28 protein-coding genes, 1 tRNA gene and 2 pseudogenes are annotated in these 24707 nt (G+C 62.3%); 13 read left to right on the top strand and 18 right to left on the bottom strand.

Translation table 11 applies throughout. The annotated features are described in order from the left end of the window. Positions 1-61: 61 nt before the first annotated feature. Both ACE10X_RS06445 and ACE10X_RS06440 read right to left on the bottom strand, forming a co-directional pair. On the bottom strand, positions 62-961 hold the full coding sequence (locus ACE10X_RS06445; protein ID WP_038386583.1) for an SDR family oxidoreductase: 900 nt from the start codon (positions 959-961) through the stop codon (positions 62-64). Positions 962-1017: 56 nt separating this feature from the next. After that, positions 1018-1758: an SDR family oxidoreductase gene (locus tag ACE10X_RS06440; protein WP_038386584.1), complete on the bottom strand. Its 741-nt coding sequence runs from the start codon at positions 1756-1758 to the stop codon at positions 1018-1020. A gap of 120 nt (positions 1759-1878) precedes the next feature. On the opposite strand from ACE10X_RS06440, the gene ACE10X_RS06435 reads away from it, so the two are divergent. Both ACE10X_RS06435 and ACE10X_RS06430 read left to right on the top strand, forming a co-directional pair. After that, positions 1879-2766, top strand: coding sequence for a LysR family transcriptional regulator (locus ACE10X_RS06435; protein ID WP_375764091.1), 888 nt, complete (start codon positions 1879-1881; stop codon positions 2764-2766). 63 nt (positions 2767-2829) lie between these two features. Further along, positions 2830-3036, top strand: a complete 207-nt coding sequence (locus ACE10X_RS06430; RefSeq protein ID WP_038386586.1) for a hypothetical protein — start codon at positions 2830-2832, stop codon at positions 3034-3036. A 77-nt stretch (positions 3037-3113) separates the two neighbouring features. Here the strand turns inward: ACE10X_RS06430 and ACE10X_RS06425 are convergent, their stop codons facing one another. The 6 genes from ACE10X_RS06425 to ACE10X_RS06400 form a co-directional block, all read right to left on the bottom strand. Continuing rightward, positions 3114-3788 carry a DsbA family protein gene (locus ACE10X_RS06425; protein ID WP_051003130.1) on the bottom strand — a complete coding sequence of 225 codons (675 nt, stop codon included), beginning with the start codon at positions 3786-3788 and terminating at the stop codon, positions 3114-3116. Positions 3789-3824: 36 nt separating this feature from the next. Further along, on the bottom strand, positions 3825-4562 hold the full coding sequence (locus tag ACE10X_RS06420) for a sulfite exporter TauE/SafE family protein (RefSeq protein WP_051003131.1): 738 nt from the start codon (positions 4560-4562) through the stop codon (positions 3825-3827). A 135-nt stretch (positions 4563-4697) separates the two neighbouring features. Further along, complete coding sequence (locus tag ACE10X_RS06415) at positions 4698-5420, bottom strand: LrgB family protein (RefSeq protein ID WP_038386588.1); 723 nt, start codon at positions 5418-5420, stop codon at positions 4698-4700. Continuing rightward, positions 5417-5803 (bottom strand): CidA/LrgA family protein, encoded by a 387-nt coding sequence (locus tag ACE10X_RS06410; RefSeq protein WP_038386589.1) that lies wholly within the window; start codon positions 5801-5803, stop codon positions 5417-5419. Before ACE10X_RS06410 ends, ACE10X_RS06415 begins: the two co-directional genes overlap by 4 nt. A gap of 215 nt (positions 5804-6018) precedes the next feature. After that, on the bottom strand, positions 6019-6486 hold the full coding sequence (locus tag ACE10X_RS06405; RefSeq protein ID WP_038386590.1) for a PaaI family thioesterase: 468 nt from the start codon (positions 6484-6486) through the stop codon (positions 6019-6021). Positions 6487-6492: 6 nt separating this feature from the next. After that, on the bottom strand, positions 6493-6927 hold the full coding sequence (locus ACE10X_RS06400; protein ID WP_375764090.1) for an acyl-CoA thioesterase: 435 nt from the start codon (positions 6925-6927) through the stop codon (positions 6493-6495). Between the two features lie 177 nt (positions 6928-7104). Here ACE10X_RS06400 and ACE10X_RS06395 point away from each other — a divergent pair, with 177 nt between their 5' ends. Beyond that, positions 7105-7662, top strand: a complete 558-nt coding sequence (locus ACE10X_RS06395) for a TetR/AcrR family transcriptional regulator (RefSeq protein ID WP_038386592.1) — start codon at positions 7105-7107, stop codon at positions 7660-7662. A 76-nt stretch (positions 7663-7738) separates the two neighbouring features. Here the strand turns inward: ACE10X_RS06395 and ACE10X_RS06390 are convergent, their stop codons facing one another. Next, a complete protein-coding gene (locus tag ACE10X_RS06390) occupies positions 7739-8224 on the bottom strand; it encodes a hypothetical protein (RefSeq protein WP_038386593.1) in 486 nt (161 codons plus the stop codon). Between the two features lie 207 nt (positions 8225-8431). Here ACE10X_RS06390 and ACE10X_RS06385 point away from each other — a divergent pair, with 207 nt between their 5' ends. Then, the gene (locus ACE10X_RS06385; protein ID WP_038386594.1) at positions 8432-8713 is read left to right on the top strand and encodes a PsiF family protein; all 282 of its coding nucleotides are present in this window, start codon (positions 8432-8434) and stop codon (positions 8711-8713) included. A 324-nt stretch (positions 8714-9037) separates the two neighbouring features. Then, complete coding sequence (locus tag ACE10X_RS06380) at positions 9038-10123, top strand: AbrB family transcriptional regulator (RefSeq protein ID WP_085970728.1); 1086 nt, start codon at positions 9038-9040, stop codon at positions 10121-10123. 245 nt (positions 10124-10368) lie between these two features. On the opposite strand, the gene ACE10X_RS06375 is transcribed toward ACE10X_RS06380, so the two are convergent. Beyond that, positions 10369-10941: a disulfide bond formation protein B gene (locus ACE10X_RS06375; RefSeq protein WP_051003132.1), complete on the bottom strand. Its 573-nt coding sequence runs from the start codon at positions 10939-10941 to the stop codon at positions 10369-10371. 522 nt (positions 10942-11463) lie between these two features. Between ACE10X_RS06375 and ACE10X_RS06370 the strand changes: the two genes are divergently transcribed. Next, positions 11464-11548 (top strand) — tRNA-Leu (locus tag ACE10X_RS06370). 210 nt (positions 11549-11758) lie between these two features. Beyond that, the gene (locus ACE10X_RS06365) at positions 11759-13165 is read left to right on the top strand and encodes a site-specific integrase (RefSeq protein ID WP_038386595.1); all 1407 of its coding nucleotides are present in this window, start codon (positions 11759-11761) and stop codon (positions 13163-13165) included. Positions 13166-13193: 28 nt separating this feature from the next. On the opposite strand, the gene ACE10X_RS06360 is transcribed toward ACE10X_RS06365, so the two are convergent. After that, positions 13194-13460, bottom strand: coding sequence for a helix-turn-helix domain-containing protein (locus ACE10X_RS06360; protein ID WP_100213609.1), 267 nt, complete (start codon positions 13458-13460; stop codon positions 13194-13196). A 1168-nt stretch (positions 13461-14628) separates the two neighbouring features. On the opposite strand from ACE10X_RS06360, the gene ACE10X_RS06355 reads away from it, so the two are divergent. Beyond that, complete coding sequence (locus ACE10X_RS06355; RefSeq protein WP_244435898.1) at positions 14629-15681, top strand: tyrosine-type recombinase/integrase; 1053 nt, start codon at positions 14629-14631, stop codon at positions 15679-15681. A gap of 370 nt (positions 15682-16051) precedes the next feature. Here the strand turns inward: ACE10X_RS06355 and ACE10X_RS06350 are convergent, their stop codons facing one another. After that, on the bottom strand, positions 16052-16417 hold the full coding sequence (locus ACE10X_RS06350) for a response regulator (protein WP_038386597.1): 366 nt from the start codon (positions 16415-16417) through the stop codon (positions 16052-16054). Between the two features lie 246 nt (positions 16418-16663). On the opposite strand from ACE10X_RS06350, the gene ACE10X_RS06345 reads away from it, so the two are divergent. Beyond that, a complete protein-coding gene (locus tag ACE10X_RS06345) occupies positions 16664-16846 on the top strand; it encodes a hypothetical protein (protein WP_157788051.1) in 183 nt (60 codons plus the stop codon). A 21-nt stretch (positions 16847-16867) separates the two neighbouring features. On the opposite strand, the gene ACE10X_RS06340 is transcribed toward ACE10X_RS06345, so the two are convergent. Further along, a complete protein-coding gene (locus ACE10X_RS06340; protein ID WP_038386598.1) occupies positions 16868-17155 on the bottom strand; it encodes a DUF2934 domain-containing protein in 288 nt (95 codons plus the stop codon). 602 nt (positions 17156-17757) lie between these two features. Here ACE10X_RS06340 and ACE10X_RS06335 point away from each other — a divergent pair. Beyond that, positions 17758-17940, top strand: coding sequence for a hypothetical protein (locus tag ACE10X_RS06335; protein WP_157788052.1), 183 nt, complete (start codon positions 17758-17760; stop codon positions 17938-17940). 363 nt (positions 17941-18303) lie between these two features. Next, positions 18304-18531 (top strand): hypothetical protein, encoded by a 228-nt coding sequence (locus tag ACE10X_RS06330; RefSeq protein WP_244435899.1) that lies wholly within the window; start codon positions 18304-18306, stop codon positions 18529-18531. A gap of 307 nt (positions 18532-18838) precedes the next feature. Here the strand turns inward: ACE10X_RS06330 and ACE10X_RS06325 are convergent, their stop codons facing one another. From ACE10X_RS06325 to ACE10X_RS06305, 5 genes and pseudogenes are all read right to left on the bottom strand, one after another. Continuing rightward, positions 18839-19000 (bottom strand): DUF2934 domain-containing protein, encoded by a 162-nt coding sequence (locus ACE10X_RS06325; RefSeq protein WP_080583452.1) that lies wholly within the window; start codon positions 18998-19000, stop codon positions 18839-18841. Positions 19001-19138: 138 nt separating this feature from the next. Continuing rightward, complete coding sequence (locus ACE10X_RS06320; RefSeq protein WP_080583453.1) at positions 19139-19393, bottom strand: high-potential iron-sulfur protein; 255 nt, start codon at positions 19391-19393, stop codon at positions 19139-19141. Positions 19394-19448: 55 nt separating this feature from the next. Next, positions 19449-19724, bottom strand: a pseudogene (locus tag ACE10X_RS06315) (alpha-amylase family glycosyl hydrolase); the annotation flags it as partial. A gap of 533 nt (positions 19725-20257) precedes the next feature. Next, positions 20258-22195: an ABC transporter ATP-binding protein/permease gene (locus ACE10X_RS06310; RefSeq protein ID WP_038386600.1), complete on the bottom strand. Its 1938-nt coding sequence runs from the start codon at positions 22193-22195 to the stop codon at positions 20258-20260. 229 nt (positions 22196-22424) lie between these two features. Then, a pseudogene (locus tag ACE10X_RS06305) lies at positions 22425-23392 on the bottom strand (NRAMP family divalent metal transporter); the annotation flags it as partial. A 114-nt stretch (positions 23393-23506) separates the two neighbouring features. Between ACE10X_RS06305 and ACE10X_RS06300 the strand changes: the two are divergent. Further along, positions 23507-23629, top strand: coding sequence for a hypothetical protein (locus ACE10X_RS06300; protein ID WP_259192580.1), 123 nt, complete (start codon positions 23507-23509; stop codon positions 23627-23629). A gap of 234 nt (positions 23630-23863) precedes the next feature. Further along, complete coding sequence (locus tag ACE10X_RS06295; protein ID WP_038386601.1) at positions 23864-24352, top strand: DUF1203 domain-containing protein; 489 nt, start codon at positions 23864-23866, stop codon at positions 24350-24352. The last annotated feature ends 355 nt before the right edge of the window (positions 24353-24707 follow it).

Genomic DNA, 24707 nt, shown 5'->3' with positions numbered 1-24707 from the left:
GGGCCGTGCATCCTTCGAGGCTCGCTCCGCTCGCACCTCAGGATGACGGTGAAAGGCGGAGTTACCCGTTCACCCGCGGCTTGAGCAGGTCGGAGAAGCCGACCCGGTGCAGCATCTCGTTGCGGACGCGGTCGATCACGCCGAATGCGACTTCGGCACCATCTTGCGTCGGATCGATGTGGACGCGGAACGGCCGCTTGCCGAACGGTGTGTCGACCACCTTCACGATCGCGTCTGCGACCGACGAGGCGTCGGCATCCTCGGGCACGATCGCCGCGAACGCCTTCATGATCTCCTCGCCGAAGTCGGCATAGGGACCGGCCTCGTATTCGGCGACGCGCGCCTCGTCGGCGGGACGGCCGGAATGCGCAAAGTGGTTGGTGCCGCCGGTGAAGGCGCCGGGCACGATGATCGAGGTCTCGATGCCCCAGCGCGACAGCTCGCGGGCATAGATCACGGCCATCGCATCCATACCGGCCTTGGCCGCGAAATACGGCGCGAGATAGGGCGGCGTGCCGCCGGCCGAAGAGCTGCTCGACACCCAGACCACAAGTCCCCTGCCCTGCTTGCGCAGCTGCGGCAGCGCCGCGCGATTGACGCGCTGGGTCGAGAGCACGTTGACGTCGTAGAGCTCGGCAAGCTGCTCGGGCGTGAACGCCTCTGCCGGGCCGAACACCATGTGGCCGGCATTGTGCATCACGACGTCGAGGCGGCCTTCCTCGGCGACGATCTGCGCAATCGCCGCATCGACCGACGCCTGCGAGCCGACATCGAGCTCGAGCGAGCGCAGGTCGACCTTGTTGTCGCGCGCGAACTCCTCGATATCGGCGACCGCGGCGGCGTTGCGGCCGGTGGTGTGGCGCATCGAGGCGTAGACGGTGTGGCCGGCCCTGGCGAGCGCGTTGGCGGTGAGGCGGCCGAAGCCGCTCGAGGCGCCCGTGATGGCGATGACCTGTTTCATGACAAATATCCTGGTGAAGTCAGTTGAATGCGAGTTGGGTTGGAGATGTGCGGGCGTCAGACCAGGCCGCCATTGGCGCGCAGCGTCTGGCCGTTGATCCAGGAGCCGTCGGGGCCGGCGAGGAACGACACGACAGAGGCGATGTCATCGGGCGTGCCGAGCCGCTCCAGCGGGACCATCTTGGCGAAGCGGTCGATCAGCTCGTCCGACTTGCCGTGCAGGAATAGATCGGTCGCGGTCGGCCCGGGCGCGACCGCATTCACGGTGATGCCGCGGCCGCGCAATTCCTTGGACAGGATCGCGGTCAACGACTCGATCGCAGCCTTGGTCGCGACATAAATGCCGTAGGTCTCGAGCCTGGTGCCGACGACGCTGGTCGAGAAGTTGACGATGCGTCCGCCGTTGCGCAGCCGGCGCGCCGCCTCGCGCATGGTGTTGAAGCTGCCCTTCAAATTGACCGCGACCTGCCGGTCGAACGCGGCATCGTCGCTGTCGGCGATCTTACCGAGCTTCATGATGCCGGCATTGTTGATCAGCACGTCGACGCCGCCGAAGGCGGCTTCCGCCGCATCGAACATGCCGCGCACTGCGCTGGCATCGCTGACATCGGCCTTCGCGGTCAGCGCCCGGCCGCCGGCGGCCTCGATCCTGTCGGCCACCGCCTGCGCCGGCTTGGCGTCGCCGGAGTAGTTGATGACGACGGTGAAGCCGTCCTTGGCGAGGCGTTCGGCAACCGCCGCGCCGATCCCGCGCGAGGCACCCGTCACCAGGGCTACCTTGTTGGTTTGGTTGGCCATTTTCAGTCTCCCATCGGGTTGTGCGGCCGCGCCGCGTTCGATGAGAGGACGCTACGCCTTGGCATTCACCGGATAATCACGCATCCTCCGGCATCACTATTCGCCATTTCCGGATAATAGATGGACCGTTTCGACGCGATGCGCGTGTTCACCCGGGTGGTCGAGCGGCGCAGCTTTTCGCTGGCCGCCGAGGACCTGGGGCTGCCGCGCTCGACGGTAACGGACGCGGTGAAGGGCCTGGAGGCGCGGCTCGGCGTGCGGCTGCTCGAGCGGACCACGCGCACGGTGCGCCCGACGCTCGACGGCGAGGCGCACTACCGCCGCTGCCTGTCGCTGATCGCGGATCTCGAGGACGCCGAGGGCGCGTTCGGCGGCGCGCGGCCGAAGGGACTGCTGCGGCTCGAGGTGCAGGGCACGCTGGCGCGGCACTTCCTGCTGCCGAACCTGCCGGGCTTCCTCGCCGAATATCCCGACATCGAGATCAGCATGAGCGAGAGCGACCGCTGGGTCGATCTGATCCGCGAAGGCGTCGACTGCGTGCTGCGCTTCGGCAAGCTGCCCGACAGCGACATGATCGCGCGGCAGGTCACGATGCTGGAGCGGCTGACTTGCGCGACGCCGGATTACCTTGCGCGCTTCGGCACGCCGGTCGATCCGTTCGCACTCGACGGCCATCGCATGATCGGCATCCGCTCGCTGACGACCGGACGCCTGCGGCCGATGGAGTTCGTGATCGACGGCGTGCTGAAACAATTTCCACTGCCGGCGCCGATGTCGGTGACCGGCCCCGAGAGTTATCTGGCGAGCGCCAAACTCGGTCTCGGCCTCGTGCAGGTGCCGCGCTTCCATGCCGAAACCGATCTTGCCAACGGAACGCTGGTCCCGGTGCTGCAGCAATGTCCGCCGCCATCGGTGCCGGTAAACCTGCTCTATCCGCGCAACCGCCAGCTCTCGCCAGGCGTGCGCGTGTTCATCGATTACGTGATGCGGGCGTTCGCGCGCAGCTGATCGATCGGCGGAACCACAGCGAGCCCCGCAACGTTATGCTTCCGACACCGGAGGGATTGAGCGATGCGGACCTTTTTCGCCATGATTTTGGGCGCGCTGCTGCTGATATGCGGCGTTTATGTCTATGACTCGATGCGGACGTCGAGCGTCGCCAATGGCGAGGTGGCGCAGGACACGCGCACCATTGTCAATTGGGACGTCGCGGCGCATGACTGGAACCTGCTGAAGACGCGCACCCGCGAGCAGTGGGACAAGATCGCGGCGAAGTAACGATTGCTTTCAAACCGACACAAAAGCAGATGGCCTCTCCGGCGCCGGAGAGGCCATTTTCGTCGCAGGAAGCGCGATCAATTCTGCTCGGTCTTGCGGCCCATATTGGCCTTGCGGGCGTCGGCGATCACCTGCTCGAACTGATCCAGGCTGAGCACGCCCGGCACGCGGTACTTGCCGACGATGAACGACGGCGTGCCGTTGAAGCCGAACGCCAGCGCCTGCTCGTTGTTGCGTGAAAGGATCGCGTCGATCGTCTTGGCGTTGGCGTCGTGATCCTTCTTCAGCCGGTCCATGTCGAGGCCGGCGCCCGAAAGCAATTCGGCGATGCGGGGCTCGGTGATGCGCGAATTGACCGAGATCATCGCCTCATGCGCGACGTCGAACTTGTCCTGGTACTTCGCCGCCAGCGCCATCCGCGCCGCGACCTTGGAGACCGGCCCGAGGATCGGCCAATCCTTCAGCACGAGGCGGACCTTGCCGTCGTCCTGCACCACCTGGCGCAGCTCCGGCGCGAGCTTGCGGCAATATGGGCAGTTGTAATCGAACCATTCGACGATGGTGATATCGCCCTTGGGATTGCCGATCACCGGAATATCCGGATCGCGCAGCACCTGCTCCTCGGTCAGGACATTGTCGTCCTCGGCGCGCGCGGCGCCCGCGGCCATGAGTGCGATGCCGGCACCGATCAGGCCGAGCGCGCCGCGGCGGGTGGCACCGGCGTTGATCAAGGGCGATTTCAGTTGGGTCATGGCTGGCTTTCGCAAGGGCTCGTCGCCCTTCTACGTTCAGGACACATTGATGTTACGCAGCAGCATATAGATCGCCACCACGATAATCACAGTCGCAAACACGATATTAAGCGCGCCGCGCCGTTCCGACAGGTGGCGGGCGCTGCTCGTGCCGAGCAGGCCGCCCGCGATGCCGCCGGCGACGAATAGCCCCGCCAGGCCCCACGACACCAGCCCGGACCACGCATAGCTCAGGGCCGTGGTCATGCCGAAGGCGGTGACGGCCACCAGCGAGGAACTCACCGCGTTCATGATCGGCATCCCGGTCGCCAGCATCAGGGCCGGCACGATCAGGAAGCCGCCGCCGATGCCGAAGAAGCCGGACATGGTTCCGGTGGCAAGCCCGAGGCCGATGATCGCGGGCATGTTGGACATCGATATCTTGACGTCGGTCAGCCCGACCCGCGCGCGGTTCTTCAGCATCAGGCCCGCGATGACCAGCATCACCAGCGAGAACAGCGCGAGCAGCTTCTGCCCCTCCAGCATCTTGCCGAGGATCGAGCCGCCGAACGCGCCCAGCATGCCCGACAGCGCGAACACCAGCGCGCAGGACCAGATCACGGTGCCGCCGCGGGCGTGGTTGGAGAGATTGACCGCGGCGTTGGCCGCGACCGCGATCGCCGAGGTGCCGATCGCGACATGGGGCTCCGGCACGCCGACCACATAGACCATCAGCGGCACGGCAAGGATCGAGCCGCCGCCGCCGACCAGGCCCAGCGAAAAGCCGACCAGCATGCCCGATGCCAGCCCAAGCATGCTTTGAGTTGCGGAGAAGACCAAGGGGAACAGACTCGCGTTTGAGGCGGCGACCCTAGAAGGATTTGCTGCTCAATGCCATACCAATAGCACAAAACTGTCCTGCAGCCAGGATTAGCGCAGTAGATATGTCACAGCCAGCGGCACCAGCAGCGAGGTGACCAGCGCATTCAGGCTCATCGCGATCCCGGCAAACACGCCGGCGACCTCGTCGACCTGGAAGGCGCGCGCGGTGCCGATGCCATGGGCGGCGATGCCCGCCGCAAAGCCGCGGGCGCGAAAGTCGGTGATGCCGGTGAAGTTCATCAGGGGCGTGACGATGATCGCTCCCATGATGCCGGTGAGGATCACCGACACCGCGGTCAGCGAGGGATCGGCATGCAGGGATTCGCTGATGCCCATCGCAACGCCGGCGGTGACCGATTTCGGCGCCAGCGACAGGATGACGTCGCGCGGCAGCCCGAACGCCCGCGCCAGCAGCACCACCGAGACGATCGCCGTCAGCGAGCCGATCGCGAGCGCAACCAGCATCGGCAGGATCGCCGCCGCGACCCGCCTGCGGTTCTCGTAGAGCGGCACCGCGAGCGCCACCGTCGCCGGCCCGAGCAGGAAGTGCACGAACTGCGCGCCGGCAAAATAGGTGGTGTAGGTGGTCCCGGTCAGCAGCAGGAACACGCCGATGATCCACACCGAATGCAGCACAGGATTGGCGAGCGGGTGCCGCCTCGTCTTCAGCGACACCGCGTCGGCCACCGCATAGGTCAACAACGTCACCGTCAGCCAGAGCAGCGGCGACTGCGAGAGATAGACCCAGAGCGAGAACGGATTGTCGTTCACGGCCGCTCCTCCTCGCGCGAAAGCAGGCTGCTCGCCGCAACGAAGGTCGCAACCGTCGCCAGCAGGGTGACGATGACCGAAACCGCGAGGATCACCAGGACCGCGATGCCGTGCTCGGCGAGCAGATCGAGCTTCTGCACCACGCCGACGCCGGCGGGAATGAACAGCAGCGAGAGATTAGCGAGCATGCCGCGGCTCGCGCTCTCGACGCCGTCATCGCCGAGCGGCCCGCGCGCCAGCGCCGGAAAGCGGTCGCGCACCACCAGCAGCAACAGCAGCAGCACGAGGCCAACCACCGGACCCGGCACCGGCACCGCCAGCGCGCGCACCGCGACCTCGCCGACCAGCTGGCAGAGCAGGATCAAGCTGAGGCTGGCGATCATGGCAGGAAGCTCACGCGACGCATCCGCCTATCAGGTCGGTGTGATGGTGGGTTGTCAATGCAGCGGGTCCAAGAGGATGCGCAGATATTGGGCGCCGCTGCTTTCAGTCCCGTCATCCTGAGGTGCGAGCGGCGCGAGCCTCGAAGGATGGACGGCCACTAGCCGGGCCGTGCATGCTTCGAGACGCCGCTACGCGGCTCCTCAGCATGACGGGATTAGCCTTCCGCCGCGACCACAGGCGACTGCCGCCGCTGCAGCGCCATCAGCGTGCCGCTCATGGTTGCGACCAGCGTCTCGACGCCGTCCTGGATCGCGTAGGCGCGGCCGTCGCAGACGGTCAGCGTGCGGCCGGGCTTGACCACGACGCCGCGGAACACGAACCGCTCGCCGCGGGCCGGCGCCAAGAGGTTGGTCTTGAACTCCACGGTGAGGATGTCGGAGCCTTCGGGCATCAGCGTGAAGGCGGCGATGCCGCAGGCATTGTCGAGGCCCGCGGTGATGATTCCGGCATGCACGAAGCCGTTCTGCTGGCAGAATTCCGGCGCGTAGGGCATCGCGAGATCGACCTCACCGGGCTCCATGCGCGCAATCGAGATACCAAGCGTCTGCATCGCGCGCTGGCGCGCGAACGTATCGGTCGCGACCGCGCGATAGTTGGGATTCTTCGGCTCGAAGCGGGACATGGCGGGTCAAGCACTCACGGGTTCTGACGGGACGAGATGCGGCATCGCGGCGTAGCGGATCGCGGGCGCAAACGGCGCCGCCTTGCGCGCGGCGCGATCGATATGCACGGCCGCGATCTCGCAGGTCGCCGCGACCTCGCCGGTCTCCGCGTTGCGCATCTCGTGCAGGATGCGGATCGACTTGTCGCGGAACTCGACCAGCCGGCTCTTGACCTCGACGAGGTCGCCGGCGAGCAGCTCGCGCTTGTAGGAGATGTTCTGCTGCACGGCGGCCATGCCTCGGCCGGACTCGCGCAGGTAGCTCGGGGTCAGGCCGAGCCGCGCGAACATGTTCCAGCTCGCCTCGTCGAACTTGCCGACATACCACATGACGTTCATGTGGCCGATATGTTCGCAGTGCCAGGGATAGACCGTGCCGCGATAGGTCGCCTCGCCCTCCATCGGATCCCTCCTTTCGATCTTGATACGGTAGCGTATCAAGGACGAAGCGGGCTAGCAATACGGTACCGTATCAAAGCATGGTCCGGAAAAGTGTGAGCGGTTTTCCGAAAAGACCATGCTCGAACAAACGATTAGTGCGTGATGACCCAATCGCGCATTGAGATACGCGGAGATCACATGACTGAAAGCAAGGGCGATGTCTGGGTCGCGGCCGGTTTCGCCGAACTCGCGCATAGCGGGGTCGACGGCGTGCGGGTCGAGGTGCTGGCGAAGAATCTCGGCGTCACCAAGGGCGGCTTCTACCGCCGCTTCAGGGATCGCGCCGCGCTGCTCGAGGCCATGCTGACGCGCTGGCGCGACGGCCGCATCGCATCGATCGAGAAGCACACCGCGCTCGACGGCGCCAGCGCGCGCGAGCGGCTGAAGGCGATCATCACACTGTATTCGGAGCGTATGAACACCGAGGCGATGGCGGTCGAGCTCGCGATCCGGCAATGGGCGCGCACCGATGAGGCCGCGGCCGCCGCCGCCGCGAGCGTCGATGCCGCGCGGCTGAAGAATGTCGCCCAGCTCTATCGCGCCACCGGGCTGCCGACTGAAGAAGCCGATGCGCAGGCCTTCCTGTTCTACTGCTTCATCTTCGGCCAGAGCCTGCTGTTTCTCGAGCGCGGCCCGCGCAAGCGCGCGCAATTGCTGGCGCAGTCGGCGGACAAGCTGCTCACGGACAGCCGATAGCTCCAGAGCTAGCGGCCATGGAAAAGCGGCCGGCTCGCGCCGGCCGCTCTCGTCGAACATCCGTACGGGTAAGGACTCAGGCGCCCTTCAGGCGCTTGTTGCATTCGCTGTAATAGCCGCCGCCCTTCTGGATCCACTTCAGGCCGCCATTGCCGCCGGTGGCCTTGTTGGCGTTGTACTGGTCGACGCAGGTGTGCATGCGTCCCTTGCCTTCGGACTCCTTGGCGTATTTGGGATCGATGGCGTTCGGAAACACAGCGGGTCCTGACGGCGCCGCCGGTGCCGCGGCGGGCGCCTGCTTGGCTTCCTTCGGCGCGGCCGGAGCGGGCGCCGCGGCTGCCGGCGGCGGAGCTGCTGGCGCCGCGGCCGGGGTCGCGTCGGCGCCGCACTGGGCCTTGCGGAAATCATTCCACTTCTGGCCGCCGAGGGTGCCGGCCGACTTGGCCGCCTGGTACTTGGCGCTGCATTCCTGCGCGGTCAGGGCCTGCGCCGGCGCGCTCGCCGCAAAGGCTGCAAGGCCCGACACCGCAATCACGCACAACAATCTGGTTTGAATGGTCATCCCTGGTCTCCCGTCATCCCTGGTTTCCCGTTGGTTTCCCGTGGGGGCATTGGCGTAAGACCATTATCCTAGCGCAACCCCGACTTGCGACAACGCGCCGGCGCGCCTGCGCGTTAAAATATTGTGGCGGCGGGACCACTGCATGTTCATCCACGGTTCAGCATCGTCGCGCGACGTTTCGGTCCTCTTTCCCTCACGAGGTGCCCCATGAAGACGATTTCCACGCTCGCGTCCGCAACCGCCGTTGCCTCCCTGCTGCTGATGGGCGGAGCTTTCGCGCAAACGGCCGCGCCCGCCGCCAAGGACGCCGCTCCGAAGGCCGAAACCAAGGCGCCGGCCGAGAAGAAGCCGCGCACCGCCCAGTCGCTGGAATGCTCGAAGGAAGCCGACGCCAAGGGGCTGCACGGCAAGGAGCGCAAGAAATTCCGCTCCGAGTGCAAGAAGGAGAAGTCGGGCGGCGCCGCTGCCGCGCCCGCGGCGACGAAGTAACGTCCGGACAGGCTTGATGCGATTCGCTCTCCCCATCGGGGAGGGCAATCGCACATGCGCTCGATCCCTCGACGAACCCGTCATGCCCGGCCTTGTGCCGGGCATCTACGTCTTGGCTTGCGCGTGGGAATGACGTCGATGGCCAGGAGACCTGCGAAGACGCGCTTCGCGCTTTGGCCCGGTCATGACGAGTTTGTGGCGATGCTGATCGCCATCCCCAGCTTGTTTCGAAGGGCGAAAATCTGTGCGCCGCGCGAGCCGGGGCGCAATGCTGCAATCGCGAGATGCATTTGTCGCGTTCACGCGAATTTGCCATAAGGCGGCGTGACCCTGATCCGCGCTTCGATGGCAACGGCCATTCCCGACCGCAGCAAAGTCCTGAACGGGCTCGAGACTCTCGTCATCGGCACCGTCGGCGGCTTGCTGTTTCTGTGGGCAGAATTGCCGGGCGGCCTGATCTCGGGGGCGATGGTCGCGGTCGCGATCGCCGCCTTGGCCGGACGGCCGCTCGCGGTGCCGGCGGTGCTCACGCAATCGGTGCTGCTGCTGCTCGGCATCTCCCTGGGCTCGCTGATGTCGCAGCAATTGCTGCAGCACATGAGCTCCTATCCGCTCACCATCGGCCTGCTGGCGCTGGCGACGTTCTGCTCGACCTTCGGCTCGAGCCTCTATCTGCAACGCGTTCATGGCTGGGACCAGACCTCGGCTTTCCTTGCCGGCAGCCCGGGTGCGCTGTCGCAGATCACGATCCTCGCCGCGGAAAAGGGCGCCGACGTCGCGGCGATCGCGGTGGTGCAGACCATGCGCGTGATCATTTTGACCGCGGCGCTGCCGCTGGTGCTGGCGCTGACCGGGGTGACGCATGCCGCGCCGCCGCCGTTGCCGACCTCGGTCGCCTCGCCGTTCGGCCTCGTCGCGCTGGTCGGCTTATCGATCGGCGTCTCGCTGCTGCTGCGCTGGATCAAATTCCCCGCCAGCTGGATGTTCGGCGCGATGCTCGCCTCCAGCCTGCTGCACGGCTCCGGGCTGGTCGATGGCGGCCTGCCGCCCTGGCTGCGCAACATCGCGCTGGTCGGCATCGGCGCCATCATCGGCACCCGCTTCGCGCGGATGAAAACCTCGACCCTGCTCAGCCATGTCAATGCCGGGCTCGGCTCGTTTGCGATTGCCATCCTGATTTCGGCCGTGTTCGTCGCGGTGATCGGCTTCACCACCCATGTGCGGCTCGCCGACGTCGTGGTCGCCTTCGCGCCGGGCGCGATGGACGCGATGCTGGCGCTGGCGCTGACGCTGCACATCGACCCGATCTTCGTCGGCGCGCACCACCTGTCGCGCTTCCTATTCGTCACCATCTCGACGCCGGGCATCATCCATCTGTTCGGCCGCCCGCAGGACGACGTCGACGATTAGGCCCGGCGCACGTATCGATCCCGTCATCCAGAGGAGCGCGTAGCGCGTCTCGAAGGATGAACGGCCCGGCTGGTGCCCGTGCATGCTTCGAGACGGCCGCTTCGCGGCCTCCTCAGCATGACGGATCGAGAGACGGGCGGGCTTTATCCGTGGAAGCGTAGGATGGGTAGAGCGCAGCGAAACCCATCGGCTTCGTTCCGCAGCAAGGATGGTGGGTTTCGCTTCGCTCTACCCACCCTACGGGCTTATGCCCTCACGGCCTTCATCACGCCCCAACCGGCGATCGCGGCCATCAGCAGCGAAATCAGCACGTTGTAACCGGCCAGCGAAATGCCGAGGAAGCGCCACTGCACCTCGTCGCAGCGGACCACCTTGACCTTGTCGAGCTGGTCCAGCAGCGAGCCGGCCTTGCCGAAATCCACCATCGGGCCGGTGCAATCGGTCGGCCCCGGCCAGAACCCCCATTCGACACCGGCGTGATAGGTGCCGAGCCCGGCATTGGCGAGCGCGGCGAGGCCGAGGATCACGAGGCCCGCGAGCAGCACCGGACGCGGCGCGCCGCGGGCGGCCGCGAGCGCCACCAGGGCGCCGAGCGGCACCGCAAGGTAATAGGCATAGCGCTGCTCGAGGCAGAGCGGACAGGGCATGATCTCCAGCACGAGCTGGAAGAACCAGGCGCCGGCCAGCGTCGCCGCCGCGATCACGGCAATCGCCAGCGCCGAGGTCAGCGCCGGATTGCCGGCGGCGGAAGCATGCGACGGATGGGCGGTGGCAATCGTCACGTCGGTCCTCCTGCGGGCATCGTTCGGGAGGGTCATGAGCCCTGCTCCAAGGTCGTCGATTGCGGTCGTATCGCGTGAAAATACCGCTGTCGAGGCGCGGGACAATCACATCCGCGCGGGTTGACCGTGACGGCCGCCGTCCGCCGCGGTCAGATCGTGTTCAGTCGATGATGCGTGGGAACGCGCAGGCGCCACTGGGTCATCGCCGCTTGCAACTCATCGGAAAAGAAAAGACTCGGGTTGAGCAGCCTGCGTTCATGTGCGTCATCGAGATCGACGAACGGACAATACCGTTACGCTCGCGCCTCCGTCCCGGAAACGTTGCCGCAGCCGCGGCCGGGCATGGGCACGGTGGCAGGCGGCCGCCGCCGGGCAAACTGTTCTGTGACCGCCATACGGACGGCGACGGCGTTGCGTCGTCCCTGGGATCACACCCGCCGGAAATTCCGCTGCCGGGGCGCGGGACATCCCGCCCGCGCGGGTTGACCGTGACGGGCCGCCCGCTATAGTCCGCCGCGCTTCGCGACCCCGGCCTTCCCGGCCGGGACCATTGCGAATGCCCCTGTGGCGGAACTGGTAGACGCGCTCGACTCAAAATCGAGTTCCGCAAGGAGTGCTGGTTCGATTCCGGCCAGGGGCACCAACTAGGCTGTTCGCTCCCGTTCGCAAGCGTCCGCAGCCGTCCACGCGGCGCTTCAAACCCTTGAAAAATAGGCACTTCTGCATAGCTCGGTGTTCGTCACCGTTTGTTCTCATCCGATCCCAGCCGCTCGATTTGTTGGTATTTTTGTTGGTATCGGGAGAACAGACGTTCACGGCGACTTCCGTTATTCCTAACTAAGGAGTTGAGCAGATGGCCCGCAAGAATGACGGCGCCGGGGTCCGCGAGGCGCCACAACATCCGCCTTGTGCGGACGCAAATCCAAAGCAGATCAGGACCGACGTCGACTGCCGCGTTGCCCGACCGAAATTCGGCGGAGGCGCGTGGAGTCCGGCCAAGATTTCCGACGTGACCGGCGGCGGCCTCTATCTATTGGTCACGCCGGACGCGAGCAGGCCCGGCAGCGCTGCTTCCAAGCTCTGGCGGATGGGCTACCGCTTCCACGGCCGTCAGAAAACCTACTCCATCGGCCCTTACGGCAATGGCCACGACGGTACGTTCTCTCTTGCCGACGCGCGGCGCGAGCGCGACAAGGCCAAGGACCAACTCAAAGAAGGCAAAGACCCAAGCACTGAGAAGCAGCTGGACAAGCACAGGCAGGCGGCCGCCCGGTCTTTTGAGCAATGGGCCGACGAATGGCTCGCGAAGAAAAGGGTGGAGAAAGTCAAACGCGGCAGGATTGTAGCTGTGCGCGACCCCAAGACCATCGAGGTGCTCGAGTTGCGCGTCGGCTACGTCAAAAATCGCTTCGGCAAGCTGTGCAGGCAGGACATCAAGCGTCCGGACGTGCTCGCGTTCATGCGTTCATACGAAGCCGACGGAAAGCTTGAAACCCGCGACCGCGTGCGGAGCATTGGTGAGCAAATCTGCAATTATGCCGATGTCGAAGGCGACGGCTACAACCCATTCCGCAACCTGAATGGGCAGATGATTGCCAACATTTCAACGCCGCGTCCCGGCGTCACCGAACCACGTGACGTCACGCGCGTCTTCAAGCTCATCAGCGCACCGTGGACAAGAGCGAGATTTGGTGACGTTGTTGGCCTTGCTTTGCGCTTCGATGCGCTGACCATTCCCCGCCCCGGCATGGTCAATGAAATGGAGTGGAGCGAGGTCGATTGGGATACAAAACGCTGGACTGTTCCAGCCGCCAAGATGAAGACCGGCTGGGACCATGTCGTGCCGTTATCACGGCAGGCGCTCGCAATTCTGCGGAGCGTTCAGAAGCTGACGAGCCATCGCCGATACGCATTTTCCTGCTCGAAGGATGCGCCGCTATCAAACAACACGCTCAACAAGCGCTTGCGGCTGCTTGGCATTGACACCAAAACGGACCATTGTGCCCACGGATTCAGAACCACCTTCTCGACTCTGTCTCACCACGAAGAGATCAAGGACGCCAAGGCATGGGACGGCGACGTCGTGGAGCTGCAGCTCGCGCATCTCGATAACTCCACTGTGGAAGGTCTCTACAAGAAGCACGGACCACTCGCGCTGATCGGCTCGCGCACAAAGCTGATGCAGCATTGGGCTGATCGAATCGACCAGTGGCTCGATCCCAAGAAGGTGGCGCCGATCAAGGGAGGCGCGCAACGTTGAGTCAATTGTGCGGCTCATTGAGGTTTGGTCACGCCGAAATAGTTCGATCTATAAGTTCGAGAAGCGATCGTACTATCACTAGGCGCCGCCGCCCGATTGTTGTCGTGATAAGCTGGCCCGATCCTATCAACTCATAAAGCTTTGTGCGTCCCAAGCCGGTTACCGCGCAAGCTTCGTCCACCGTGCAGCTGAGTCGCTCGCGAAATGGAACCACACTCCCATCGCGATCATTCGCAGGCGAAAACGAACTTCCAGTTGGTCTTCGTCCGTCCTCCTCAGGTGGCCCGTCCGTCATAGTCTCTCCTTGTTGCAGCGTCTGGAGACTGATCGGATGATACAAAACGCAACGATGAAGACACTTCAACAGCTCTTAAGATTCACGAACTGAGCTTCGGCAGTTTCAATCGAGTTACGCCATATGCAGATCAAGCTCTGGCAAGCTTTGGCGCACGTGGTGAAGCTATTCAATAAGGCGTGAGCAGTACGCGCTCCATAAACTGCCTGCCTGTTCCGAGTTTGGGAGCGCGGAACGGCGAGAGAGGACCGAAGCGCGAGGATATTTCCAGGTCGCGTCAGGTCAACCGCTCATAACGGTCTAGTTGCAGGTTCGAGACCTGGCGGGCCCTGCGCGTCTCGGATATGACCAGATCGAATTGACCATTCATGGCCTGTGATCCACCGCCTCAACGCTCCCGAACGAAAGCGGCAAGTGACAAGCGGATGCGATTGAATTTCAACTTGTGCATCATGAGGCGAATGGAATCCGTGGCGCCTATAACCATGCCGCCGAATTCTGGCAGGAGCGCCGTGCGGATGATGCAGTGGTGGGCGGACGAGTTCGACCGGCTAAGGAGGCACGGTCATCTCATCAAAATGAGTGCCTGAATGGCGCGTTCAAAGTGGGGTTGTTCCCTTAATTCGCACGTCCATTAGTTCGACATGTTGGTGTCAAGGAGCGCCAGAAGTGAGCCCACCACTAAGTCGCCGACGTCCGATCGTGGTCGTGACGATATGCCCAGCTCCTATCAACTCGTAAAGCTTCGTGCGTCCCAAGCCGGTCACTTCGCATGCATCGTCAATCGTGCAGGTAAGCCGCCGGGCGAATGGCATCGTGCTCGGTTCTGCGGCTTTCGGAGCGGATAGACTGACGTGTGACTGTTGTCCGCCGGTTTTCTCTCGTCGATTGTATCTCACGTGGCCCTTCGCACAGGACAAGAGTTGATTGTGCGACGAGCAACGTCAATGCGAACATCCGAGGGCGCTCGCGTACGACAGCGCACGTGAGCGGCGGTTTGAATATTTCCGGACACCAAAGGGCGACGAGGAAATTTTTCGCGAATGCGCCAGCGACAGTGAGGCATCGCGGCGAGGCTATTTGGCGAATGAGGGCTACCTAAGTGCCTGAGTTTGCTGGCGCTCCCTAGGGAATCGAACCCCTGTTTCAGCCTTGAGAGGGCCAAATAATGAGTCAAGAAAAGCGCGGCAATCAGGAAGCCGCGGAAGCTGCTGCTCTCGCATCGGTGTATCTGCATGCCTTGAAAGAGGACGACTTGATAACGTGGCGTGAGGGTTTGCCGGAGGACTTAAAGGTCACGACCAAGCAGCGCCTCGTGAATGACCTCAAGGCCGCACTAAACGCCGCGTGGCCGCGGCTGTCGTCAGATAGGAAGAAACTAAACCCGACGTTCCTCGCCACTGTGAAGGCCGGCTTCAAAGCCGAGCGGATCGATGATGATGATGTAGCGTCGCTTGCTCGGGATAACCAGATCCTCACGAATGAGAAGGTTGGCGCAATCCTTCAAGCTGCGTATGAAGTCGATCAGGAGCAAGGATTTGATGGCGATCTATATCGGATCGTCGTCTGTCTGGCCGCGACCGGCGCGCGGTATGCCCAGGTCAGGCGAATGCGCGTGGGCGACGTACAGGTTTCTGCACGGCGTTTGATGGTGCCGGGCTCCTACAAGGGGCGCGGCGGCAATAGCGGCTCCGACCCGGTCCCAGTGGGCGACGATGTGATTGAGGTACTTTTGCCCGCAATCGCCGGGCGGCCAAGCGATGCACCTCTTTTCGAGCGATGGATCCATGAACAGGAGCCGGGGGGCATCACGTGGAAGAAGTCTGAGCGCGGTCCTTGGAAAAGAGCGGAACTTGCACGTCCATGGAAGGCCATTCGCGAGCGCGCCGGTATGCCGGAGGTGATTCCCTATGCTTTGCGGCACTCCAGCATCGTGCGTGGTCTCAGAAAGGGCTTGCCCATCCAACAGGTTGCCAAGCTGCACAACACCTCAGTCAAAATGATTGAACGGCACTACGCGAAATACATTGCGACCGCGTTGGAAGACCTCGCAAGGGCGGCAGTCGTGTCCCTGGTGCCGCGGAGTGGTGGAAACGTGTGCCAATGGGAAAAAGCGCGTAAGGGATCATCATGCGGTCTTGATCGTATTTATTCGTCTGATGACGCCGGTAGAGCGAGCGAGGGGCCTCAAACAAGCGACAAAGCAGCCGCAGGGGCATGAGCGTAGTGCCGCGAAGCGGGCCCCGCGTCTTGGCATTGGTGAGAGGCGATGTCGCAGGCGGATGCCAAACCGAGTGCCCCACTCGCACCAGCATCTCGACTCAGGCGGCGCTCAGGACCGGACCTACCTCGAGTTGCTGATCCGCGAGGATTTCGAGCGACGTCATCCTGACGAGACGCTGGAGGATCTCAAGCGGCGCGCCTCCTTTTCGAAGGAGGACAGAGGCCTGCTGTGGAACCGGATGGCGGTAGCGGCGGCTCGCGCTGCGGCCGCATGCACGCCCAAAGCATCGCCACCACGCTGACGATCCGCTCATCCGCCGCCCATCCTTGCGGGCCCGATCGAAAGATCGCTTAACAACGATCTCGGTTCAACCCGGCGAGCCCGTATCAAGTAGCTGCGAGACGGCGGCAGCCAATTGCGCCGGCGCAATAGGCTTCTCGATCAGGAGGCTGCCATCGACGCCTTGCGTTTTGCAGTCTGGCGCGCTGATCGTCATGTAGACCACAGGAAAGCCAGGGGTGATTTCCCTGATCTGCCGCGCCAGTTCCCATCCGTTGGTGCCATCACCGAGATTGACGTCCGTCAGCAGCGCCCGACATCCCTTGCCACCATCGCGAAAGGTGGACATCGCCGCGTCTCCCGAATGGACCACGCATGCCTCGAAGCCGCCGTCCGACAAGGCGTCCTCGATGAAGCTGCAGATCAGAGCTTCATCCTCAACGACCCAGAACACGAACGGCGTTCCTCACTTTTCAAATCTCCTCGGCGAACGACGCCGGTCGTCTCGCGTGACGGCGGGTGCGTTGGCCCTGGAGTGCCGGGCCGCTCCGCCATCCTAGCAGCGCGCTGCCGGCCGAGATCGGGCTGTCCCGGCCCGGATGAGTTTTCAAGGGCCGCCCGAGCGGCATGATCCGGTACTGGACTTGGTAAGGAACCTTCGCAAGTTTCCTGTCGTTTCCTGTGACAGGAGGAAGCCATCATGCGTGGTCTGACCAAGACTGAGGATCTGGCCAGTAAAGCCGCAGAATGCGCGAGAGAAGCACGCCACCAAGCCGCCCTTTTGCCGGAAGGTCCAATTCGCGACGCACTACTTGAAAAAGCCAAGCAGTACGAAGCACAGATCCCCACCGATTCAACGTATACAACTGTTGCACAGCGCTGAGGAAGAGGCGGGCGTCAGGAGCTAGTCGATCGCCTCATCGTTCGCCAGTTCGCGCTCGGCTTGCAGCCAGAAATCTAGATCACGGCCTACTGGCCGGCCCGCCTGTTCCCAAAGCTGACGCGCGCGAGCGCGGATTTCGTCTTGTCCACCCCGCCGGGACACTAACCGCTGGAGCCTTTGCCTGATGTCCTCGGCAAAATCGCGTATCCGCTCATAGGTCGTGCGATCCGTTGTGACCGCGGCAAGCCGTTTCGCCCTTTCGAGCTCGCGCTCCAATTCCAGGCGGTTGACTTTCTCATCCCTGAGCATCTTCCTTATACGAACTAGGACGCAAATTGTTCATAGAAGGTTTCTGACGTGCGAGCTTAGTCACGAAGCGGTCTCCGTGCCAGACTGAACTTGGTCGCCAGCTCGATGGCTTCAGCATCGCTGGCGCAGATCAGATCCTCGCGCCCAATCATATGGCCGTCCCTACCGACGAAGTAAGCTCAGTAACTCGATGCAGGTGAATTGGACAAAGCGTGATGCGGCCCGCCGCGGCTGGAACCTACCTCTCTCCGGGAGGAAGCCGCAACGGAGATTAATCAGGGCTGCGCTGCAAAATTCTGTCGTGTACTGGGCATGGAATTTCCGCACTGGCTTATGCTCGACGGAGCTGTGCTGGTAGTGGTCGGCCTGATCGGTTTTGTGATCAGCCGCCGGCAACGGTCGAAGGTCCAGGGCGATCTAGACACCGAGCCAAGTCCCGAGCTGCGTCCCCAATTGTCACCGCCGCCGGATCTTCTTGACTCCCGGCCACGAAAGGATCCGCGTGAGATCGGGGACACCCAATAGGATCGATCGCGGGCCAAAAGCGAAGTGTGGCAGGATCACTGGCTTGTAGCTGGCCACCGTCGGCGCATAGTCACCCAATGATCGAACAGCGACCGGCTTTCATGGCTTGCAAAAATCCCGGCACCGGCTGGAGGATCGATATTCTGTGGCCCGATGGCGAAACGGAAGTCATCAAGGGTTTTGTTACGGAGCATGACGCTGCCAAGTGGATTTCTGAGCACTCGACGACGTGGCAAGAAAATCCGGACCAATCGCGCTAGACGATTGACCCGCCATTGGTGATCGACATCCATAGGCGACCGATTCCTAGCGGCTTCTCTCCGCGCGCGATCGGCGCGATCACTTGGCCCTATGCGCCAGCGCAAATACACGAAATGGTCCGGCCGCTCCTTCCCGCCCGGTAGCCCCGCGGAATGGCTCGCTGGCGGCCACGTCACTTAACATCCAGTGCCACGGCGGCTGTGGCCGGATGGTGGACTTTCGGCTGGACACCCTACCTCAGGATCAACCGTGGTCACGCGTCGGCTGGCGCTTAGTGTGCACGCATGCGGCACGGTCGGCGCTGTGCACATCGTTCCAAATTGGCATGACATGGTGAGCCACGCGGTGCCATTCAGTGTGGGATGGAAGTCGTGATTCCCCGCCGAAACTCACCGCAGATCGTCCTACGCCAGTCCGGAGAAAGCCGCCCCGAGGCCATGGAGCACGCCAGAGCATACGAGCCGGTCCAGGATGGCCGCGTCTATATCGAGAAGATCAACGGCCCCTTCCTGTATCAGGACAAAGGCACGCCGGCCGAATACGGCGCCGGTCTCACGCCTTGGCGCAGGAGTGGCTGGAGATCCACGTGAAGATCCTGCAGGCTGGGAACGATCTTTTCGCATAAAAAACACCAGCACCGACGGTTGGCGTCGGTGCTGGTGTTCAAGGTCTGGGGACGTGTAGCAAGCGCCCCTTGGGATCATCTCGGCAAAATTCTCTTCGCCCGGCAATGCGCAATTCGTCTATTTCGATTCGCGAATCCGGGCCTTACCGAGGCGGCCGGTGTCCGCATTGGATCAAGATCAAAAACAGGAAGCACCCGGCGATGCACCGAGTGATGGAGGCTAAGGCGCGATGAAAGCCCACTTGGGCTCTACCGATCGAAACCTTGTCCACTTAAAGGTTATCAGGGGTTCGGAGCGGAGAAGATTTATCCTTATTTCGCAATTCTTGTTCGGCCAGCTCCCAAAACTCTTTGTCGCGGCCCTCCGGCCGTCCAGCCTTTTCCCAGAGCTGATGGGCGTACATTCGTATTTCTTCTTCTGTCGGTTCTGCCATCTGTCACCTCCCTCGGGATCCCGACTGGGGCTAGCGAGTCATAGTCGGCACGACCGCTGGGCGGATGACGTCCGCGACCTGTAGCGAGCCCGTCTCGCGGAGGAGCTTGGCGGGGCCACGTCGGCCGGAAAGATCATCCTAGGCCTTCATATAAACCATGCACCAGCCTTGCGGGGAAATAGTTCCATCCACGACTTTGCAGGCCGATGGTGGTTGGAACTGCTTGCAATTCTCACAGCGCTGGTCGCCCTTCGGAGTGTCTTGGTACTTCACGTTTTTCTGCGGCGTCTTGGCCTGCGCGCGCGCCACACTTACCCCGGCAACTGATGCGCCAGCAGCGCCCGCCGCGATAGTCAGAACTCGCCGCCGAGAAACACCTTGTTGCTCTGTCATGACGTTCAATCCTGAAATGCGCATCTCACGGAAGCAAGGCCACTTCATTGAAAGCCCACGGATGGGCGTCCGAGGTGTGATTGACGACGAGATCGATAATGACGTGAATGCCTCGTTGCTGGCAGCCGTGAGTGGATTCCACGAAGTCGCCGAGCGTGCCGTGTCGCGGATCGACACCATAATAGTCGGAGATGTCGTAACCGTCGTCTCTGCCTGGCGACGGCTGGAATAGCATCAGCCAGATCGCAGTCACACCCAGTCCGTGCAGATAGTCGAGACGCCGCAGCAGCCCATAGAACACGCCGTTCTTGTACCAAAGGTCGTCAATCATGAGCGATGCACCGGCTAGACGACGCAAGCAGCTGCGGATTAGAAGTCCCGATCGGACCTATTTTGGCTTCATTAGTCGATCGCTTCACTGAAACCGGCAATTTCAAAATGGTCGAGCTCGTGCTCGAAATATTTCAACGAGAAGGGGCCCAACCGGTTCCAAATCCAACCAGGCAGCGGTCGCAGAGCTTAGCAGTGATAGGAGCACGCGGTGATATGCCGTAGTAATTCCGCCGCAGACTGGATTTGCAACGCAATGCCCGCCGGAGCAGAAGAGGTCGGGGCTGGTGCTGCCCTGTTGGCGTACGAGGTCGTGACAGGGATCGCGACTGCGCGTCCGCGACCGTGATCATCGCGATCGCGACAAAGACCGCAGTATTTGAATGGGGATCACGACAGCGAGGTGGAACGATCTCAGACCGATTGCTGTCGACAGACAGTAATCCGCCAGCTCTGGGTCTCCGAACGAACGCGCGGCGTTTCGGCGTCTGCTCGGTCGGATGTCCTCTTCCGGATCAATTTGGGATGCGGACCTCAAGCCACCTGCCGGGGCGGGATCGAAGGCGCCTTGCGCTTGCGCAGCCAGCGTCCCATCAACCGCCTGCGGCCATCGCGCGGGATCAGATCAATGTCACTGACAAACCTCGCGCCACCCTTGCGGCGCTCAAGTGTGATCTTGCGGCTGTGGAACGCCTCCAGTTCGGCGCGATGGGCAACGCTGACAACGGTGGCGTCCTTTAGTTCCTCGTTAAGAAGCTCCATCAGTTTGTCCTGACTGCGATCATCGAGCGCAGACGTCGCCTCATCAAGCACAATGATATCCGGGCGATGAAGAAAGAGCCGTGCAAAGGCGAGCCGCTGTTTTTCGCCGCCCGACAACGTCTGGTCCCAGGGAGCCTCCTCTTCGATGCGCTCCTTCAGATGACCCAGCCCCACCTTGTCGAGCGCTTCCCCGATCTGATCGATGCTCCAATCTTCGGCGTCCGCGGGATAAGCGGCAGCGCGACGCAACGTGCCCGACGGCACATAGGGCTTTTGCGGCAACATGAACAGACGGCGATCCGCGTGGAAATCAACGCTGCCGCCACCCCATGGCCAGAGTCCTGCGATGGCGCGCACCAACGTGCTCTTGCCAGTCCCGGACTTACCAGACACCAGAACCCGCTCGCCAGGTTCGATCAGAATTTCCGTCTCGCCAACCACAGCGGTGCCATCATCAAGTGTAACTGACAGGTCATTCAAACGAAGCATTGTATCGCCCTCGGTTTCGCCGCGCTTGATGCGATTGAGACCCTCGCCAGTTTCGGCACGCTCAAGCCCATCGAGGGACATCATCAGCGATGCAATGCGGCGCGCTCCTGCATTCCATTCTGCCAGGCGGGGATAATTATCCACCAGCCAGCCGAAGGCGCTTTGAACAATGGTGAACGCCGATGCCGCCTGCATCACCTGGCCCAGCGTCATGCCGTCTTCGAGAAACTTAGGCGCGCAAAGCAATATTGGAACGATGGGCGCGATCAGGCTCGATCCCTGCGAGACGATGGTGGTGCGCATGTGCTGGCCGCACAGCCGCGCCCATTGCGTCAAGACTTTGCTGAACGATCTGTCGATGCCGGAGCGCTCCTCTTCCTCCCCACCCAGAAGCGCAATGCTTTCACCGTTCTCGCGCACGCGCATCAGGGCGTAGCGGTACTCGGCTTCAGTCTGATTCTTGCTTTCCGAAATGGTCACGAAATTTCGCCCGATGACGACCATCGAACCGCTCGCGATCGCTGCATACAGCACTGCGGCGATAACGAGAAAGCCTGGAATCGTCATAGTGGCGCCTGCAATTGTCAGCGTCAACGCACCACCGATCGTCCAGAGTACGATGATGAATGTCGTTGCCGAAAGAAACGCGGACGTTACGCCGGTGGCGAAATCAATCGGCGCGTCGGTCGCCACGCGCAAGTCCTCGGCAATGCGGTATTCCGGATTCTGGTGATCGCCGCTGACCAGGTTGAGCTGGTAGTAGCGACCGTTCTTCAGCCAGCGAGAGATAACTGAACCGGTTAGCCAAGCCCGCCATCGCCTCTGGATGCCCATGCGGATGTAGACCTGAATTACACCGAGCAGAACGCTGCCGATTGCCAGCGGGAAGAACACCGCCGTAAGACGCAGCACGACGGCTGCATCTCTCTTCTCGATGGCATCGAAGATCGCTCTGTTCCAGAGGTTGACGCCGAACTGGAAAGAGAGCTGCAGGAAAATCAGTACCAGCAATCCGCCGGTGAGAACCCAGGCCAGCCTGCCGCCAGCCACTCCCCAAAAACCCTTGGCGCTGATCCAGAACCGCTTCAGCAAGTAGTCACGGCGAATCTGCTCGGCTTCTTCCGGAGACAGCCCTGGATCCGTTTCGAGAATCTCTGGTGGTGGGGCGTCGATCGTCTTGCCGGTTTCAGCGACAACGTCCTCGATCGGCTGCCGATTCATGCGCGTCAACGCAATTGGAACCTGAAAGTTCCATTCAATATTTCGGGCACCAACTCTTGGCGGTTCGGCTGACGATTGCACGGGGCCGGACCGGCGAGGTCAGGCCCGCGCAACCCATCGATGTCGAGATCGCACGAATAATGGAGCTGGCCTTGCCATTGCCGGTCCACGTTTCGTGGCTACTCTCCGCTACTACAACAGATTTGTCTTACTCGCGATGATAGTGCGGTCAGCCGATCGAGGACCAGAACAGTGCCACAACGGTAACGGCCATGAGCGCCGTGCCAGCCCATCCGAAAAACGTGAGCGTCGGCCGGGCGCTAAAACGACCCATCACCGAAAGGCGCGTAACGACCACCATCATGACCGCCATGATCGGAACAGCAACAATGCCGTTGAGGACGGCGCTCCAGATCAGCATTCGGATGGGATCGATTGGCGTATAGCCGAGCGCGAGTCCCGCCACCGTGGCGGCGGCAATGATGCTGCAAAAGCCCACGGCATCCGGCGCTTTCGCCTCCAGGGTGGCGGGCCAGCCGAACGCCTCGGAAGCGCAATACGCAGCCGAGCCGGCGAGCACCGGGACCGCAAGAGTCCCGTGCCGACAATCCCGAGTGCAAACAAAACGACGGTCAAATCACCGGCAAGCGGCCGCAGGGCTTCAACCGCTTCGGCCGCGCTGTGGATGTTGGTCACGCCGCCGGCACTGAACACGGCTGCTGTGATTAAAAGAATAAAGAAAGCGATGATGTTCGAAAACGCCATACCCACGCTGGTGTCCAACGCGATGCGCTCAATTTCGGATTCGCCGCCACGCAATAGCTCCTTTAAAGGACGCCGTTCCTTTAACGGGCGCCGTGGCCGATTTTGCTTCATCTCCTCGACCTCCTGCGATGCCTGCCAGATGAAGAGGTAGGGACTGATGGTTGTCCCGAGCACCGCCACGACCATGAGCAGATAATCGCGGTTAACCTCGGCAGCCGGCCACACTGCGCGCGCAAGCGCTTTGTTCCACGGAATGTGGGCGGTGAATGCGGTGGCGACGTATAAGAATAACACCAAGGTAAGAAACTTCAGGGCGGGCGCATAACGCTGGTATCGCACAAACACCTGGAGCAGCACTGAGGATGCCGCGAAAATCAGGGCGTGCTCGTGATTGAGGCCGCCGACCACCAGCGAGAGCGCCTCACCCATTGCAGGCGCAAGCTGGCGGCGCAGCCTATGGTCCGCGCTATTTTTCACAACCTGCAGTTCGCCACCAGCGCCAATACCGGCGTCATCCAAGCCACGACATGACCTTGGCCGGTCCCGATGCTGGCCATCCTGAAGATCGTCTGTGAAAGGCTGCGCCCGTCAAAGGCCCTGGGGCATTTCTTCGCAGGGAATAGCGACATCGCCGCTGGCCATGATCCGCAGCAACGGAAACGTGCGTGACGGCTTGAGCTGGCGGTGTTTGAGAACGGTGGCGCACCCATACGGAGCCCGATCTACATTGATGACCGGGGTGCTGCGATCGAGGAACCTTCCGCAGCTCAACCGGTTGCCACTTGAGCCGGCTGGATCTGCTGGCACCGCCCCAATGGAGAGAACCAAGCGACGTCGGGAAGCGGGTGGCTACGCTCGCAAGCGGGTGCGAAAGTAGTTCTCCCTCAAAAAGGAACAACAACAATGACCTTTCGCATCCGTGGCCTACCGGCTGAAGAATTCGCTCATCTTTTCGGCCTGTCTGATCTCGACCTCGCGACCAGAGGAGCAGTTCGCCGGACAGTCGACGGCAATTATCCTTGCCGAGTTAGCCTCACGGACTCGCAGCCAGGCGAGGAGCTTTTGCTAATCAACTACGAACATCATCCAGTCGATTCGCCGTATCGAATGCGGTTTGCGATCTTCGTGCGCGAGGGCGATCAGACCTACGATAGAGTGAACGAAATTCCTGAACAGCTGCGCAAACGCACGCTCGCCGTCAGGTCTTTCGATTCGAAGGGAATGATGGTCGATAACCGGTTAGTTGGGGGCAAACAGATCGAACCAGTCATAGAAGAGCTTCTCGCGCCGCCGAACGTCGACTACTTGCACATCCACTTTGCGGCAGCTGGTTGCTACGCTGCAAGAGTGGAGAGAGGGCCTAATCACACAGGCGCCCGACTGACTATCTAATTCCAGAACCGCATTTGCATTGGGGTGCGAGCTTCACCGAAATGGCTTGGTTCACCGAGATGCCTTGGGCACCCTGCGGTCGAGGCCTGAGGTTTTGCGCCAGGCGGGTTCCATCGAAGAGCCATTGAAACGAACTCGGTAGCAACGAGTTGTCCCTGATGCCTAGTCACGATCCACTGGTCCCATGAACGTGCAGCCTATGAGTATAGCTCGACGCCGCCAGCCCATCAACTGGCTATGGTGCCAACGATCGGCGAGCAACACGCTCCCTAAAAAACAACAGGCAAGAGTGGAGGCGGTCCGCACTGCGAACGCAACGATTATACGGCGCAATTCCCTACGGGGCAGTGTCAAG

Origin of the sequence: Bradyrhizobium sp. Pha-3, assembly GCF_042258325.1 — a bacterium.
Lineage (GTDB): Bacteria > Pseudomonadota > Alphaproteobacteria > Rhizobiales > Xanthobacteraceae > Bradyrhizobium > Bradyrhizobium elkanii.
The sequence above is the reverse complement of the archived record's forward strand: the minus strand, read 5'-3'. Positions and strand labels throughout refer to the sequence as shown.

Excerpts from the sequence above, each read along its gene's own strand:
- ACE10X_RS06410 (WP_038386589.1), bottom strand. The coding sequence starts at position 5,803 with ATGATCGCCAGCCTCAGCTTGATCCTGCTCTGCCAGCTGGTCGGCGAG.
- ACE10X_RS06330 (WP_244435899.1), top strand. The coding sequence starts at position 18,304 with ATGGAAGTCGTGATTCCCCGCCGAAACTCACCGCAGATCGTCCTACGC.
- ACE10X_RS06320 (WP_080583453.1), bottom strand. The coding sequence starts at position 19,393 with ATGACAGAGCAACAAGGTGTTTCTCGGCGGCGAGTTCTGACTATCGCG.
- ACE10X_RS06355 (WP_244435898.1), top strand. The coding sequence starts at position 14,629 with ATGAGTCAAGAAAAGCGCGGCAATCAGGAAGCCGCGGAAGCTGCTGCT.
- ACE10X_RS06335 (WP_157788052.1), top strand. The coding sequence starts at position 17,758 with ATGATCGAACAGCGACCGGCTTTCATGGCTTGCAAAAATCCCGGCACC.
- ACE10X_RS06435 (WP_375764091.1), top strand. The coding sequence starts at position 1,879 with ATGGACCGTTTCGACGCGATGCGCGTGTTCACCCGGGTGGTCGAGCGG.
- ACE10X_RS06300 (WP_259192580.1), top strand. The coding sequence starts at position 23,507 with ATGCTGGCCATCCTGAAGATCGTCTGTGAAAGGCTGCGCCCGTCAAAG.
- ACE10X_RS06395 (WP_038386592.1), top strand. The coding sequence starts at position 7,105 with ATGACTGAAAGCAAGGGCGATGTCTGGGTCGCGGCCGGTTTCGCCGAA.
- ACE10X_RS06345 (WP_157788051.1), top strand. The coding sequence starts at position 16,664 with ATGCGTGGTCTGACCAAGACTGAGGATCTGGCCAGTAAAGCCGCAGAA.
- ACE10X_RS06325 (WP_080583452.1), bottom strand. The coding sequence starts at position 19,000 with ATGGCAGAACCGACAGAAGAAGAAATACGAATGTACGCCCATCAGCTC.
- ACE10X_RS06390 (WP_038386593.1), bottom strand. The coding sequence starts at position 8,224 with ATGACCATTCAAACCAGATTGTTGTGCGTGATTGCGGTGTCGGGCCTT.
- ACE10X_RS06440 (WP_038386584.1), bottom strand. The coding sequence starts at position 1,758 with ATGGCCAACCAAACCAACAAGGTAGCCCTGGTGACGGGTGCCTCGCGC.
- ACE10X_RS06400 (WP_375764090.1), bottom strand. The coding sequence starts at position 6,927 with ATGGAGGGCGAGGCGACCTATCGCGGCACGGTCTATCCCTGGCACTGC.
- ACE10X_RS06310 (WP_038386600.1), bottom strand. The coding sequence starts at position 22,195 with ATGAATCGGCAGCCGATCGAGGACGTTGTCGCTGAAACCGGCAAGACG.
- ACE10X_RS06375 (WP_051003132.1), bottom strand. The coding sequence starts at position 10,941 with ATGACCCTCCCGAACGATGCCCGCAGGAGGACCGACGTGACGATTGCC.
- ACE10X_RS06360 (WP_100213609.1), bottom strand. The coding sequence starts at position 13,460 with ATGACGGACGGGCCACCTGAGGAGGACGGACGAAGACCAACTGGAAGT.
- ACE10X_RS06385 (WP_038386594.1), top strand. The coding sequence starts at position 8,432 with ATGAAGACGATTTCCACGCTCGCGTCCGCAACCGCCGTTGCCTCCCTG.
- ACE10X_RS06405 (WP_038386590.1), bottom strand. The coding sequence starts at position 6,486 with ATGTCCCGCTTCGAGCCGAAGAATCCCAACTATCGCGCGGTCGCGACC.
- ACE10X_RS06295 (WP_038386601.1), top strand. The coding sequence starts at position 23,864 with ATGACCTTTCGCATCCGTGGCCTACCGGCTGAAGAATTCGCTCATCTT.
- ACE10X_RS06365 (WP_038386595.1), top strand. The coding sequence starts at position 11,759 with ATGGCCCGCAAGAATGACGGCGCCGGGGTCCGCGAGGCGCCACAACAT.
- ACE10X_RS06430 (WP_038386586.1), top strand. The coding sequence starts at position 2,830 with ATGCGGACCTTTTTCGCCATGATTTTGGGCGCGCTGCTGCTGATATGC.
- ACE10X_RS06340 (WP_038386598.1), bottom strand. The coding sequence starts at position 17,155 with ATGCTCAGGGATGAGAAAGTCAACCGCCTGGAATTGGAGCGCGAGCTC.
- ACE10X_RS06445 (WP_038386583.1), bottom strand. The coding sequence starts at position 961 with ATGAAACAGGTCATCGCCATCACGGGCGCCTCGAGCGGCTTCGGCCGC.
- ACE10X_RS06425 (WP_051003130.1), bottom strand. The coding sequence starts at position 3,788 with ATGACCCAACTGAAATCGCCCTTGATCAACGCCGGTGCCACCCGCCGC.
- ACE10X_RS06420 (WP_051003131.1), bottom strand. The coding sequence starts at position 4,562 with ATGCTGGTCGGCTTTTCGCTGGGCCTGGTCGGCGGCGGCGGCTCGATC.